The sequence below is a fragment of the Bradyrhizobium sp. CCGE-LA001 genome, from assembly GCF_000296215.2.
GTDB lineage: Bacteria > Pseudomonadota > Alphaproteobacteria > Rhizobiales > Xanthobacteraceae > Bradyrhizobium.
The window spans coordinates 5844653-5858686 of the sequence record NZ_CP013949.1; the positions used below are offsets into that span (position 1 = coordinate 5844653).

General features: G+C 66.6%; 11 protein-coding genes. 8 read left to right on the forward strand and 3 right to left on the reverse strand.

Annotated features, from left to right (window positions below; translation table 11 throughout):
- Positions 1-36 precede the first annotated feature (36 nt).
- Entirely contained in the window at positions 37-657 is a 621-nt protein-coding gene (locus BCCGELA001_RS27340) for a glutathione S-transferase family protein (RefSeq protein ID WP_008565080.1), read from the reverse strand.
- A gap of 128 nt (positions 658-785) precedes the next feature.
- On the opposite strand from BCCGELA001_RS27340, the gene BCCGELA001_RS27345 reads away from it, so the two are divergent.
- Entirely contained in the window at positions 786-2063 is a 1278-nt protein-coding gene (locus tag BCCGELA001_RS27345; protein ID WP_008565082.1) for a flavin-dependent oxidoreductase, read from the forward strand.
- Positions 2064-2270: 207 nt separating this feature from the next.
- Here the strand turns inward: BCCGELA001_RS27345 and BCCGELA001_RS27350 are convergent, their stop codons facing one another.
- Positions 2271-2690 carry a PaaI family thioesterase gene (locus BCCGELA001_RS27350; RefSeq protein ID WP_008565084.1) on the reverse strand — a complete coding sequence of 140 codons (420 nt, stop codon included), beginning with the start codon at positions 2688-2690 and terminating at the stop codon, positions 2271-2273.
- A gap of 247 nt (positions 2691-2937) precedes the next feature.
- Between BCCGELA001_RS27350 and BCCGELA001_RS27355 the strand changes: the two genes are divergently transcribed.
- Positions 2938-4686: a sensor domain-containing diguanylate cyclase gene (locus tag BCCGELA001_RS27355; RefSeq protein ID WP_008565086.1), complete on the forward strand. Its 1749-nt coding sequence runs from the start codon at positions 2938-2940 to the stop codon at positions 4684-4686.
- Between the two features lie 4 nt (positions 4687-4690).
- On the opposite strand, the gene mutY is transcribed toward BCCGELA001_RS27355, so the two are convergent.
- Positions 4691-5809, reverse strand: a complete 1119-nt coding sequence (gene mutY / locus BCCGELA001_RS27360; protein ID WP_060736742.1) for an A/G-specific adenine glycosylase — start codon at positions 5807-5809, stop codon at positions 4691-4693.
- A gap of 160 nt (positions 5810-5969) precedes the next feature.
- On the opposite strand from mutY, the gene BCCGELA001_RS27365 reads away from it, so the two are divergent.
- From BCCGELA001_RS27365 to BCCGELA001_RS27390, 6 genes are all read left to right on the forward strand, one after another.
- Positions 5970-6461 carry a DUF721 domain-containing protein gene (locus BCCGELA001_RS27365; protein WP_008565099.1) on the forward strand — a complete coding sequence of 164 codons (492 nt, stop codon included), beginning with the start codon at positions 5970-5972 and terminating at the stop codon, positions 6459-6461.
- Positions 6462-6600: 139 nt separating this feature from the next.
- Complete coding sequence (locus BCCGELA001_RS27370; protein ID WP_008565102.1) at positions 6601-7257, forward strand: DsbA family protein; 657 nt, start codon at positions 6601-6603, stop codon at positions 7255-7257.
- Between the two features lie 217 nt (positions 7258-7474).
- Entirely contained in the window at positions 7475-10939 is a 3465-nt protein-coding gene (gene smc / locus BCCGELA001_RS27375) for a chromosome segregation protein SMC (protein WP_060736743.1), read from the forward strand.
- Positions 10940-11051: 112 nt separating this feature from the next.
- Positions 11052-12029 carry a small ribosomal subunit Rsm22 family protein gene (locus tag BCCGELA001_RS27380; RefSeq protein WP_060736744.1) on the forward strand — a complete coding sequence of 326 codons (978 nt, stop codon included), beginning with the start codon at positions 11052-11054 and terminating at the stop codon, positions 12027-12029.
- Positions 12030-12167: 138 nt separating this feature from the next.
- Complete coding sequence (locus tag BCCGELA001_RS27385) at positions 12168-12728, forward strand: LemA family protein (RefSeq protein ID WP_060736745.1); 561 nt, start codon at positions 12168-12170, stop codon at positions 12726-12728.
- 34 nt (positions 12729-12762) lie between these two features.
- Positions 12763-13974, forward strand: coding sequence for a M48 family metallopeptidase (locus tag BCCGELA001_RS27390; RefSeq protein ID WP_060736746.1), 1212 nt, complete (start codon positions 12763-12765; stop codon positions 13972-13974).
- Positions 13975-14034 lie beyond the last annotated feature (60 nt).

The window sequence follows — 14034 nt, forward strand, 5'->3', positions numbered from 1 at the left end:
GCGCCTTTGCCCACCCTACAAGAGCTTTGCTGCTCCCTACGCCTTCTGCGCTTCCATCACCTTGCGGACCGCAGGCCGGTCCGACATGCGCTTGAAATGGTCGGCGATCTTCGGCGTGGCATTGATGTCGACGCTGTCGCCTTCGAGCCAGGTCGAGAGCGTGTAGAGATAGGGATCGCAGATCGTGAACTGCTCGCCCATCACCCAAGGCCCCCTGAACATCTTCTGCTCCATCAGGGAGAAGCAGGCGGCCATGGTCTGCGGGACCTTCGCTTTCATGTCGGCGAACGAGCTTTCCTGCGTCGCCCAGCGCGCGCCGCGCATCTTGTGGGCGTGATTGATGTGCACGGTCGAGCAGAGATAGGAATTGAACGACTGCACCTGGGCGAAATCGAAGGGATCGTCGAGCGGCGCGAGCTTCGCCTTGGGGAAGACTTGCGCGAGGTAAGCCAGCATCGCCGGCGTCTCGGTCAGGACGCCGCGATCGGTCACCAGCGCCGGGACGCGGCCCTTCGGGTTGATGGCGAGATAGGCCGGGCTGTTCTGCTGGTTGTCCTTGAAGCTCAGCCGTTCGGCCGTGTAGTCGGCGCCCGCCTCCTCCAGGGTGATGTAGGTGGCGAGCGCGCAGGTGCCGGTGGCGTAGTAGAGCTTGAGCATGTCGGACCTCATGGGAAAGCCGGAAAATAACGGCTGTCGCCCCCGAGGTCCATAGCACGATATCCTCTTCGCAGTTGCCCACCGCCGCCCGCCTGTGCGAAGACGCCTCCAATCGGAGGGGCATTCTCATGACCGTACTCATCGCCGGTGGCGGTATCGGCGGATTGACGCTTGCGCTGAGCCTGCACGGGATCGGCGTTCCCGCAAAAGTGTTCGAGAGCGTCGCGGAATTGAAGCCGCTCGGCGTCGGCATCAACGTGCTGCCACATGCGGTGCGCGAGCTGATCGAGCTCGGCCTGATGGAGAAGCTGGACGCCAGCGGCGTGCGGACGCGCGAGCTCGCCTATTTCTCCAAGCACGGCAAGCCGATCTGGAGCGAACCGCGGGGCCTCGAAGCCGGCTACAAATGGCCGCAATTCTCGATCCATCGCGGCACGCTCCAGCAGCTCCTGCTCGACACTGCCGTCGAGCGGCTCGGCCGCGAGAACATCCTCACCAGCCATCATCTCACCGGCTGGACCGAGACCGCCGATGGCGTGCACGCCGATTTCATCGACAGGGCGACCGGCAAGGCCGCAGGCGGCTACGATGGCGCGATCCTGATTGCCGCTGACGGCATCCATTCCGCCGTGCGAGAAAAGCTCTATCCCGGCGAAGGCCCGCCGATCTGGAACGGTCGCATCCTCTGGCGCGGCGTCACGCCGGCGAAAGCCTTCCTCACTGGCCGCACCATGATCATGGCCGGGCACGAGATCCTGAAATTCGTCTGCTATCCGATTTCGAAGGCGCCGGACGAAGCGGGCAATCATCTGATCAATTGGGTCGCCGAGCGCCACATGCCGCCGACCTATCAATGGCGCCGCGAAGACTATAACCGTACCGCGCGCCTCGAGGAGTTTCTGCCCTGGTTCGAAAGCTGGCGGTTCGACTGGCTCGACGTGCCCGGCCTGATCAGGAACTGCCCGCATGCCTATGAATATCCGCTGGTCGACCGAGATCCGGTGTCGCAATGGACGTTCGGCAAGGTCACGCTGATGGGCGATGCCGCGCACCCCATGTATCCGATCGGCTCGAACGGCGCCTCGCAGGCGATCCTCGATGCCCGCACCATCACGCGCGAGATTTTGGTGCATGGACCCACCCAAGCCGCGCTGCTCGCCTACGAAGCCGAGCGGCGGCCCGCGACCACCGACCTCGTCCTGCTCAATCGCAAGAACGGCCCGGAGCAGGTGATGCAGCTGGTCGAGGAGCGCGCGCCTGACGGCTACGACGTCGTCACCGACGTGCTGTCGCAGCAGGAGCTGGAAGACATCGCCGCCAACTACAAGCGCGTCGCGGGATTCCAGGTGGAAGCGCTGAATGCGAAGCCGGCGATTGTAAGCAAGTACGCGCGCGCAAGGACGTGAGTTCTGCACAAGGCGAGGTGCGCATGACTGTGCTCGCCCCTTGCGGGAGAGGACAGCGACGCCGGTAGACACGGCCTCACTTGGGTGAGGGGTATGTCTCCGCTCATTCGTCTCCCAGTTTGAATCGCTGAGACACACCTCTCATCCGACACTTCGCGCCACCTTTTCCCACAAGGCGAGAAGGAAGCGAGCCTGCGTCGAAGTCGTCTACTTCACCACCCTCGCCGCTTCCAGCAATCGCTCAGTCGCGCTCGCTGTCGCCAACACGGTGCCGTCCTCCGACATCAGTTTGCCCTCGACAAAGGCAATGGTCTTGCCGAGCTGCGTCACCTGGGCTTCGCCGATGATCGGTCCGGGCTTGGCCGGACTGAGGAAATTCACGGTCATGCTGATGGTCGTGGTGTAAAGCCGGCCGTCGCTCATCACCAGCACCGCCGGCCCCATCGTGTCGTCAAGCATCGCCGAGAGCATGCCGCCCTGGATGAAACCTGCGGGGTTGCAAAACTCCGGCTTGCCGTCGAAGCCGAGCCTGATCCAGCCCTCCTGCGGGCGCGCATCGAGGAGGCGCCAGCCCAGCAGTTCGGCGCAGGGCGGCCTTGGAAAGTTGTCGAGCGCTGTTTTGACCATGCGAACCTCCGTTGCCCATCATGGATAGTCCAGGGCTGCTGACAACCTGGTGTCAGCAACCATCATCCCGCATCGCGGCAGGTGAAGACCTGCACGTTCCGGCGAGACCCGCGGCTTCCGCGCAAATTAAGGTCATTTCAACCAAACGGCTTCACGGCCGATTCAACACATTGCCAAGGGAATCCCTGGCGGTAAGCGGTTGGAAGTTACCGCATGGGACAAGTCACCGTGACACCGGAGCTTTCCCATGCGCGCGCTGTTGCACCAGGCCAAGAACCGCCTGCACGCAATTGAAGACCACCTGACGGTACGGACGCAGATCGCCGCTGCCGTGGCGGCCTTGTCGATCGTCCTCGTTGGCACCCTCGCTGCCGGCGCCGCGCTCATCAGCTATAGAAATACGGCGACCCTCATCGAGAGCAGTCTGACGCAGATCGCCTCCACAACTTCGGGCCGCCTCGACCGCTTCATGGCAACGCGCCAGCAGGAAATCAAGCTGTTCGCGGAGCTGCAACCGATGCAGCCGCTATGGCAGGGCGATCCGGCCGCGCTGCGCAGCGCGCTCGAAGCTCTCCAGCGCTCCTTTTCCGACTTCGCATGGATCGGCTTTGCCGATGCCGAAGGCAACGTCGTCGCCGCAACCGGTGGCCTGCTGCAAGGCAAGTCCGTGGCAGCGCGGCCGTGGTTCAGGCAGGGCCTGAAGAGCGTCGCCATTGGCGATGTGCATGAGGCTCTCCTGCTCGCCTCGCTGCTGACGCAGCGCGCCAACAACGAACCCTATCGCTTCGTCGACATCGCCGTTCCCGTGCACGACGCCGCGGGCAAGCTGCTCGGCGTGCTCGGCGGACATCTCGACTGGAATTGGGCCAGCAACCTGATCAAGGACGCCGAAGCCACTGACGGCAGCGCCAAGACGCAGCTGTCTATACTCAGCAAGGGCGGTATGGTCCTGGTCGGACCAAAGCAGGAGACCGTCCGCTATGGCGGCGAGGACCTCGCCGGCATTCTGAAGACCCGCGTCGGCACCTTCCGCGAGACCGCGGACGAGCAGCAGATGCTGACCGCATTCCACGTCGGCACGGGTTACCGCGATTATCAGGGACTGAACTGGATCGTCACCGCGAGCCAGCCGGCGAGTGTGGCGCTCGCGGCCGCGATCTCGTCGGCGTACACGATCCTGGCCATCGGTGCCGTGACGGCACTGACAGGACTGTCCCTGGCCATCCTGGTCTCGCGCCGGATCGCCGGTCCGATCATCGCCATCACCGGGGAAGCCGACCGCATCGGTCGCGCCCACGGCCCCACCATGCTGGCGCGGCAGAGCGGCTCGGCCGAGGTCGTGCAGCTCTCGCGCGCGCTGCGCTCGCTGCTCCGCCGCATCGGCCTTGCCGAAGAGCGTACGAAGGAGGCCGAGCTGCGCGCCACCGAAAACGCGATGCAGCTTCAGGAGGACATGCTGAAGCTGCGCCAGCTCGCCGACACCGACTTCATGACCGGTCTGATGAACCGCCGGTCCTTCCTCGCCGTCGCCGACGACGCGGTCGCGTTCTGCCGCCGCTACAAGCGCAACATGGCGACGCTGATGATCGACATCGATCATTTCAAGAAGATCAACGACACCCATGGCCATGCTGCCGGCGACGACGCCATCAAGCGCGTCGCCGAGATCGTCAGCCAGTCGATCCGGACCACCGACAAGGCCGCGCGCTTCGGCGGCGAGGAGTTCGTGGTGCTGCTGCGCGAGATCGACCAGGAGACCGCCGTGCTGCTCGCCGATCGCATCAGGACCTCGATCGAGAGCGCGACGGTGCGCCACGGCAACATTGTCATTCCCCTCACGGTCTCGGTCGGGCTCGCGCTGTTCGACGAGAGCGACCGCGACGTGCAGGACGTCATCGAGCGCGCCGACCAGGGCCTCTATGTCGCCAAGAAGACCGGCCGCAACCGCACATTCCTGATGCCGGCGGAAGACCAGCGCGCCGCCCGCGCCGCCTGAAGGTTCAATCGAGCGCGTGCGCGATCACCTTGCGCATGACATTAGGCAGTGCTTCGCCGGCGAGCGTTGCGATCGGCACCCAGCGCATGCCTTCGGGCGCACGGGCGCGGGCGTCTACCTTCGCCGTGTAGACCACCAGCTCCAGCGGGAAATGCGTGAAGACGTGGGTGACGACCCCCACCTTGCGCTGCCAGCGAGACAGCCCCTTCAATTCCGGCGCTTGCAGCTTCGCCGCCGCATCGTCCTGACCGGCGAGCCAGTCCGAGCCGGGCACTTCGGTCATGCCGCCGAGCAGGCCCTTTTCCGGCCTCGAGCGGACGAGCAGCTCATCGCCGCGCGCGACGACGAAGGCGGCGCCACGCCTGAGCGTTCCGCTCTTCTTCGGCGCCTTGCGCGGAAACGTCTCCTGCGTCCCTTGCGCGCGCGCCGTACAGTCCCCGTTCAACGGACACAGCGAGCAGGCCGGCTTCTTCGGCGTGCAGATCGAGGCGCCCAGATCCATCAGCGCCTGCGCGCTGTCGCCGGCGCGAGACTTCTCGTCGCCGGCGCGGGAGTCTGCAAGCAGCGTTGCGGCCAGTTGTTGTATCCGCGGCTTGGCCTGCGGCAGCTCCTCCTCGACCGCGAACAGGCGCGACACCACGCGTTCGATGTTGCCGTCGACCGGCATGGTGCGGCGATCGAACGCGATCGCGGCGATCGCCGCCGCGGTGTACGGCCCGATGCCGGGCAGCGCACGCAGGCCGTCTTCGGTATCGGGAAAGACGCCGCCATGCTCGCACGTCACCGCGACCGCGCAGGCATGGAGGTTGCGCGCCCGCGAGTAATAGCCGAGCCCGGCCCACATCCGCAGCACGTCATCCTGCGAAGCCTTGCCGAGCGCCGTGACATCCGGCCAGCGCGCCACGAATTTTTCAAAATAGGGACCGACCGCCTTCACGGTGGTCTGCTGGAGCATGATCTCCGACAGCCAGACGCGGTACGGGTCCGAGGCCTCGCCGGGCGCGGCGCGCCAGGGCAGACGACGGCGGTGGCGGTCGTACCAGGCGAGCAGCAAGGTGGGGCGGGTCGAAACGACCGCCTCAAATGGTTCCGGCTTCGTCTTAAGGGCGGATTTCGAGCTCATGTCTGACTGTAGCGATGACGCGCCGATCTCTCCACGTCATGCCCGCGCTCGTCGCGGGCATCCACGTCTTTCTTCGCAGGAAGAACGTGGATGGCCGGGACAAGCCCGGCCATGACGACTAGGAACCTGCCGGTTGCACGCGGTGATGCTATAAGCCCCCATGTCCAAATTTCCTCCCAAGCCCGGTCCCATCAGCGCTAAGCCGCTGTCGCTCCTGCTCGACGACGTCTTTGCCGAGGCCTACGCCAAGCAGGGCTTTGCCGCGCGCGAGCTGGTGACGCGGTGGGCGCAGATCGCCGGGCCGGAGATCGCGGCCCATGCCGAGCCGCTGAAGATGCAATGGCCGCGGCCCGTGGAGGGCCAGCCGCAGGAGCCGGCGACCCTGGTGCTGCGGGTCGAGGGACCGATGGCGCTGGAGATTCAGCACTCCGCCGACGTGATCCTGGAGCGGGTCAACCGTTTCTTCGGCTGGAGTGCGGTCGGCAAGCTGGCCTTCCGGCAAGCGCCCCTGTCGCGGCCCCGGGCCCGGAAGCGGCCCGGCCCGCCGGACGCTCAATCGGTGGCCAAGGTGGCGGAGAGCCTGGGCGATATCGAAGATGAACAGCTGAAGACGGCGCTGGCCCGCCTCGGGGCGGCCATCAAGCGAAATTGAGCCTCATTCGGCGGCTAATCTGGACCTGTCCTGGCCGCTCGCCATTGCCTCAATCGACGTTTCAAGCTAGCGACAGGCCGCCCGGGTGGGAACTTGATGGACCCCTGGGCCGATATTTTTGCCAATTCGGGAGCCGACCGTGATCATCACCCGCCGCGCCTTCACCATGATGCTGTCGCTGACCGGGCTTGCCGCGCTGGCCGGGCTCTCGCCGCTGCGGTTCGTGTCCGAGGCCATGGCGCAGGCTGCCGCCGATGTGGCCAAGCCGGTGTCGCTGCCTGACATGGCGCTCGGCCCGAACGACGCCGCCGTCACCATCACCGAATACGCTTCGATGACCTGCCCGCATTGCGCCGCCTTCAACGAGCAGGTGTTCCCCAAGATCAAGAAGGAATACATCGACACCGGCAAGGTGCGTTACATCTTCCGCGAGTTCCCGCTCGACATCAAAGCCGCCGCCGGCTCGATGCTGTCGCGCTGCATCGCCAATGGCGACGCCTCGAAATACTTCGCGGTGACCGACATGCTGTTCCGCCAGCAGAACGACTGGGTGCTGAAGAACACCACCGAGACCCTGACGCGGATCGGCAAGCAGGCCGGCCTCACCCAGCAGCAGGTCGAAGCCTGCCTGAAGGATCAGGCGCTGCTCGACAAGATCGCCGCCGACCAGAAATATGCCAGCGACGTTCTCAAGGTGGATTCGACGCCGACCTTCTTCATCAACGGCGAGAAGATCAAGGGCGAGACCTCGTTCGAGGATTTTGCCAAGAAGATCAATCCGCTGCTCAAGAGCTGATTCGCAGCGCGACAAACCTGATTCGCGCATCGAGAGCCGTATCATCCCGGCATAAATCCCTTGGGAAAAGCGGCTCTCGCCGGTTGCCCTCGCGGCTCACCGCGGCCATTGTCCAGCCGCACGAGCCGCTTTGCGCGACTCGCCCAGACAGCGACATTGCCTTCCATGGTATTGTCCCGGCAGGGGGATTCGCGCCTGCCAACAGAGATGCGTGCTTATGAAAATCACCCGCCTGCGCCTTCACGGTTTCAAGTCCTTCGTTGAGCCCACGGACTTCGTCATCGAGCCCGGCCTGACCGGCGTGGTCGGCCCGAACGGCTGCGGCAAGTCGAATCTCGTCGAGGCGCTGCGCTGGGCGATGGGTGAGACCTCATACAAGTCGCTGCGTGCCGCCGACATGGACGCGGTTATCTTCGCCGGCTCCGGCAACCGTCCGGCGCGCAACCATGCCGAAGTGACGATGACGATCGACAACGCCGATCGCACCGCGCCGGCGGCGATGAACGACAGCCAGCTTCTCGAAATCTCCCGCCGCATCGAGCGCGAGGCCGGCTCGGTCTATCGCATCAACGGCCGCGACGTGCGCGCACGCGACGTGCAGATCCTGTTCGCGGATGCCGCCACCGGCGCGCGTTCGCCCGCTCTCGTCCACCAGGGCAAGATCGGCGAGATCATCCAGGCCAAGCCCGAGCAGCGCCGCCGCGTGCTGGAAGACGCCGCCGGCGTCGCCGGCCTGCACGCCCGCCGCCACGAGGCCGAGCTGCGGCTGAAGGCGGCCGAGACCAACCTCACCCGCGTCGAGGACGTGATCGGCCAGCTCTCCGGCCAGATGGAAGGCTTGAAGAAGCAGGCCCGCCAGGCCGTGCGCTATCGCGAGGTCGCGGCCAAGGTCCGCAAGGCTGAGGCTACCCTGTTCCATCTGCGCTGGATCGGCGCCCATGCCGACGTCAACGAATCCGGCCAGACCCATGACATCGCCGTGCGCGAGATGGCCGAGCGCACCCAGCACCAGGCCGAGGCCGCACGCATCCAGGCGATCCGCGCCGCCGAAATGCCGGCGCTGCGCGATGCCGAAGCGCGCGCCGCGGCCGGGCTGCAGCGCCTGACCAACGCTCGCGAGTTGCTCGACCGCGAGGAGGAGCGCGCCAAGGAGCGCGTCGCCGAGCTCGAGCGCCGTCTCGCCCAGTTCGAAGGCGACATCTCGCGCGCTCAGCAGCAGACCATGGACGCCGACGTCGCGCTGCAACGGCTCGACACCGAGGACGCCGAGCTGAAGGAAGAGATCAAGTCGCGCGTCGAGAAGCGCTCCGGCGTCGACGAGCGCGTCGCCGAAGCCGAAGCGGTGCTGACCGAAACCGAGCAGCGCTTCGCCGAGCTCACCACCGCGCTCGCCGACCTCACCGCCAAGCGCAACCAGCTAGAGGCCAACGTCCGCACCCATCGCGACAAGCTCGCCCGGCTCGACCAGGAGATCGCGAACGTCGCCGCGGAGGAGCAGAAGCTTGCGGCCGAGACCGGCGGCTTCGGCGATCTCGACGAGCTGACCGCGACGGTCGAGACCGCCGAGCAGACGCTCGCTGCTTCGGAAGCCGCGGCGCAGGCGAGCGAAGCCGCCCACGTCGCCGCGCGCCAGACGCTGGAATCCTCGCGCTCGCCGCTGGTCGAAGCCGACAAGCGCGCACAGCGGCTCGAAACCGAGGCGCGCACGATCTCCAAGATTCTCAACGGCGAGACCAAGAACCTGTGGCCGCCGATCATCGACGGCATCACCGTCGACAAGGGATTTGAAAAGGCGATCGGCGCCGCGCTCGGCGACGATCTCGACGCGCCGGTCGATCCGTCGGCGCCGATGCGCTGGACCAATGCCGGCGTCACCGACGGCGATCCCGAGCTGCCCGAAGGCGTCACCCCGCTCGCCAATCACGTGCAGGCGCCGGCCGAGCTGGCCCGCCGCCTCGCGCAGATCGGCGTCGTGCCGCGCGAACGCGGCGCTGAGCTGGTCTCGCAGCTCAAGACCGGCCAGCGGCTGGTCTCGCCCGAAGGCGACGTCTGGCGCTGGGACGGTTTTGTTGCCGCGGCTCACGCGCCGACCGGCGCCGCGCGGCGGCTGGCCGAGCGCGCCCGCCTCGTCGACATCGAGAACGAGCTGGAGCAGGCCCGCATCGACGCGCAGATCAAGCGCCAGGCGCTGGAGAATGCCGAGTCCGAGCTGCAGATGGCCGCCAGCACCGAAGGCGCCAGCCGCGAAGCCTGGCGCGCCGCGCAGCGCGAGCTGAACATCGCGCGGGAGCGTCATGCCAATGCCGAGCGCGAGATCAGCCGCCATGCGGCGCGCAAGGCGACGCTGTCGGAAGCGCACAGCCGTCTCGCCGCCGACCGCGCCGAGGCCGAGGCCGCCTACGAATACGCCCAGGCCAGCATCGGCGAGTTGCCGTCGAGCGAGGACACCGAGACCCGTCTCGCCGCCGTCCGCAGCGATATCGAGGGCCATCGCCGCATGGCCGCGCAGGTCCGCGCCGAGGCCCAGGCGCTGGCGCGCGAGGCAGAGCTGGCCGACCGCCGCGTGCAGGCGATCCTGGCCGAGCGTACCGAGTGGGCGAACCGCAAGGAGAGCGCGGCCTCCCACATCGACACCATCCAGGCCCGCATCGCCGAACTCACGATCGAGCGCAGCGAGCTCGAGAACGCGCCGGCCGTGTTCGCCGAGAAGCGCAGCGCGCTGATCACCGAGATCGAATACGCCGAGAACGACCGCCGAATGGCCGCCGACGCGCTCGCCACCGCGGAGACCGCGATGGCGGAGACCGACCGCGTCGCCAAGCTGACGCTGGAGGCGCTCTCCAGCTCCCGCGAGGCGACTGCTCGCGCCGAGGAGCGCATGGAAGGCGCGCGGCGACGGCTCGAGGACATCGAGCGCGAGATCCGCGACATGCTCGAAGTCGAGCCGCAGGCCGTGGCGGGCCTCGCCGAGCTCGAGCCCGGCGCGGAGCTGCCGCCGCTGCACGACATCGAGGAGGACCTCGAAAAGATGCGCCGCGACCGCGAGCGCCTCGGTGCCGTCAATCTGCGCGCCGAGGAAGAACTGCGCGAGGTCGAGACCCAGCACACCGGCCTCGTCACCGAGCGCGACGACTTGGTCGAGGCCATCAAGCGGCTGCGCCAGGGCATCCAGAGCCTCAACAAGGAAGCGCGCGAACGGCTGCTGACCTCGTTCGAGGTCGTCAACGACCACTTCAAGCGCCTGTTCGTCGAGCTGTTCGGCGGCGGCGAGGCCGCGCTGCACCTGATCGAGAGCGACGACCCGCTGGAAGCCGGCCTCGAAATCATCGCCAAGCCGCCGGGCAAGAAGCCGCAGACGCTGTCGCTGCTCTCGGGCGGCGAGCAGGCGCTGACCGCGATGGCGCTGATCTTCGCGGTGTTCTTGACCAACCCCTCGCCGATCTGCGTGCTGGACGAAGTCGACGCGCCGCTCGACGACCACAACGTCGAACGGTACTGCAATCTCCTGCACGAGATGACCGGCTCGACCGACACGCGCTTCATCATCATCACGCACAACCCGATCACGATGGCGCGGATGAACCGTCTGTTCGGCGTCACCATGGCCGAGCGCGGCGTCTCGCAGCTGGTGTCGGTGAGCCTTTCCGAGGCCGTGGACATTCTCGACCAGAACGTGGCTTGATATCGCCAGCGTCATTCCGGGGTTCGCGAAGCGAGAACCCGGAATCCCGCGCGACAATCTCTGGATCCCGGGTTCGCGACTTCGTCGCGCCCCGGGATGACGGTGAGCGAAGATGATCTCACCCACCCTCCCCGCCGAACTGAAAGCGGCCCTCGACGGCAAGCTCCAGGGCTTTTCGCGCATCGACGCCGCCCAGCGATCACAGAAAATCTCGACCGCTTATCGCGCCGGCGGCACCTCCGGCACGATCAAGTCGGACGCCGACGCGCTCGCTTACGCGCTGGCGCGCATGCCGGCGACCTACGCAGCCGTGGCGGCAAGCCTGAGCGCGCTGACCGAGATCGCACCCGACCTTGCCCCGGAGACGCTACTCGACGTCGGCGCAGGCCCGGGCACCGCGAGCTGGGCCGCCGCGGAGGCGTTTCCGTCGCTGCACGACTTCACCCTGCTCGACGCCAATGCCACGTTGAGCCGGCTCGCGCTTGAATTGGCGCGCGACAGCACGCGACTGGCGGAGTGCCGCTATCTGCCTGGTGACGCCGGTGCGAACCTCACGGAGGTCTCACAAGCCGATCTCGTCATTGCCAGCTACGTCATCGGCGAGCTCAGTGAGGCCGACCAGCGCGCGCTGACAGAGGCGATGTGGGCGAAGGCGCGCCACGCGCTCGTGGTGATCGAACCCGGCACACCCGCCGGCTATGCGCGCATCCTCGCCCTGCGTCAGCAACTGATCGCGGCTGGCGCCTACGTCGCCGCGCCCTGCCCGCACGAAAGGCCCTGTCCGCTCAACGCGCCCGACTGGTGCCATTTCTCCCAGCGGCTGCCACGCTCCCAAGCGCATCGGCAGATCAAGGGCGCCGAGGTGCCGTTCGAGGACGAGCGTTTCATCTACGTCGCCCTGACCCGGACGCCGCCCGCCGCGCGCGTCGCGCGCGTGCTGGCGCCGCCGGATGTCGGCAAGGCCGAGATCATGGCGAAGCTCTGCACGGAAAACGGTGTCGCGCTGACGAAAGTCCCGCGACGCGACAAGCCCGCCTATGCAGCCGCCCGCCGCTGGCGCTGGGGTGAGGCGGTTGTTGCCGAAAGTTAACCTCGTTCAGGGCTTTCGCCTTGAACTCCGATGGCGCCTCCTCCGACCAAATCCTACCTCCCCTCCGCGACGGGCTCTCGCTTCGCGCCAATTTGGTCTACCCTAGCGCCCGCCTTCTTCCCTCTTCAGGAGTTCTCCATGTCGACCGGCTGGATCGTTCTCGGCGTCATCGTCGTCCTCGCGCTGTTCGCCTTCAGCGCCTACAACCGCCTAGTGGCGCTGAGCCAGAGGGTCGGCCAGGCCTTTGCCGACATCGACGTCCAGCTCAAGCAGCGTCACGATCTGATCCCGAACCTGGTCGAGACCGTCAAGGGCTACGCCTCGCATGAGCGCGGCACGCTCGACGACGTCATCAAGGCGCGCAACTCGGCGATGTCGGCCCAGGGACCGGCGCAGGTTTCCGCGGCCGAGAACCAGCTGTCCGGCGCGCTCGGGCGGCTGATCGCGTTGTCGGAGGCCTATCCCGACCTCAAGGCCAACGCCAATTTCCAGCAGCTCGCATCCGAGCTCTCCGACCTCGAGAACAAGATCGCGGCCAGCCGCCGCTTCTTCAACAACGCGGTCCAGGAATACAACACCGGCATCCAGCAGCTGCCCGCCGCCTTGTTCGCCGGCATGTTCGGCTTCACCAAGAAGGACTTCTTCGATCTCGGCGCCAGCCGCGCCGAGGTCGAGACGGTGCCGCAGGTGAAGTTCTGATCTCGAGCCGATAGGCCGGCAGGACACCCGCGTCATGGCCGCGTATGGTCTCTACACGCACATCGCCTCGAACAAGTTTCGTTCGATGCTGTTGCTCGCCGGTCTGTTCGCGCTCGTCTACGTGCTGGTCTATGCCGGCGCGCTGGTCGCCGAGGTCGTCATCAACGGCAATGGGACGGTCGCCTACTACCTGAGCCGCGCCTTTGCCGACCTGCTCAAGGCCGCGCCCTTCGCCACCATTGCGGCGCTCGCCTGGATCGCGATCGCCTATTTCTTCCACCAGTCGATGATCGACGCCGTGACCGGCGGCCACGGTGTCACCCGGCAGGAACAGCCGCGGCTCTACAATCTGCTCGAAAACCTCTGCATCTCGCGCGGCATCACCATGCCGAAGCTGAAGATCATGGAGAGCCCGGCGCTGAACGCGTTCGCGACCGGACTCAATCCGCGGCAATATTCCATCACCGTCACCACCGGCCTCCTCGATGCGCTGAACGACAAGGAGATCGAGGCGGTGCTGGGCCACGAGCTGACCCACATCAGGAACGGCGACGTGCAGTTGATGGTTGTCGCCGTCATCATCGCCGGCGTGGTCGGCTTCTTCGGCGAAATGTTCTTCCGCCTGTTCACGAATCTCAACTGGAGCTCCGGCTCCGGCGGCTCGTGGTCCTCGGGCTCGTCTTCGTCATCGCGGTCGTCCTCTTCGTCGAGCGACAGCAAGAGCTCCGGCGGCGGCGCTGTGATCGTCATCATCATCGCGGTCGTGCTGATCGTGCTGGCCTGGCTGCTGTCGCAGGTGGTGAAGCTCGCGCTGTCGCGTTCGCGCGAATACCTCGCCGATGCCGGCTCGGTCGAGCTGACGAAAGACCCCGATGCGATGATCTCGGCGCTGCGCAAGATCGAGGGCCGCGGCGAGCTGCCGGGCGCCACCTCGGCGGTGATGGAGCTCTGCGTCGACAATCCCCGCGAGGGTTTCGCCGATCTGTTTGCGACCCACCCCTCGGTGCCGTCCCGGATCGACGCGCTGGTCAAGTTTGCCGGCGGCCATGATCCCGGCCCGCTGCCGGACGTCGCGGATGTCACCAATCAGCCCGAGACACAGGCGGATCCGCAAGACGGGCCGCCGCCTCTGCGCCATGGCCCGTGGGACGATGCCGAAAGCCCGGTCAATCCGCCGCCGGTGCCCGCGCCAGGCACTTCAGGAACTCCGGCTGGCAATCCGATGGGGCCCTGGGGCCGCCATTGAACCGGCGCGATTGGCCGCGATTGCGTCAGGTTTCCCCGCGACCGGGAAAAACCTCGGGAA

Excerpts from the sequence above, each read along its gene's own strand:
- BCCGELA001_RS27380 (WP_060736744.1), top strand. The coding sequence starts at position 11,052 with ATGATCTCACCCACCCTCCCCGCCGAACTGAAAGCGGCCCTCGACGGC.
- BCCGELA001_RS27390 (WP_060736746.1), top strand. The coding sequence starts at position 12,763 with ATGGCCGCGTATGGTCTCTACACGCACATCGCCTCGAACAAGTTTCGT.
- BCCGELA001_RS27385 (WP_060736745.1), top strand. The coding sequence starts at position 12,168 with ATGTCGACCGGCTGGATCGTTCTCGGCGTCATCGTCGTCCTCGCGCTG.
- BCCGELA001_RS27355 (WP_008565086.1), top strand. The coding sequence starts at position 2,938 with ATGCGCGCGCTGTTGCACCAGGCCAAGAACCGCCTGCACGCAATTGAA.
- BCCGELA001_RS27345 (WP_008565082.1), top strand. The coding sequence starts at position 786 with ATGACCGTACTCATCGCCGGTGGCGGTATCGGCGGATTGACGCTTGCG.
- BCCGELA001_RS27365 (WP_008565099.1), top strand. The coding sequence starts at position 5,970 with ATGTCCAAATTTCCTCCCAAGCCCGGTCCCATCAGCGCTAAGCCGCTG.
- smc (WP_060736743.1), top strand. The coding sequence starts at position 7,475 with ATGAAAATCACCCGCCTGCGCCTTCACGGTTTCAAGTCCTTCGTTGAG.
- BCCGELA001_RS27350 (WP_008565084.1), bottom strand. The coding sequence starts at position 2,690 with ATGGTCAAAACAGCGCTCGACAACTTTCCAAGGCCGCCCTGCGCCGAA.
- BCCGELA001_RS27340 (WP_008565080.1), bottom strand. The coding sequence starts at position 657 with ATGCTCAAGCTCTACTACGCCACCGGCACCTGCGCGCTCGCCACCTAC.
- mutY (WP_060736742.1), bottom strand. The coding sequence starts at position 5,809 with ATGAGCTCGAAATCCGCCCTTAAGACGAAGCCGGAACCATTTGAGGCG.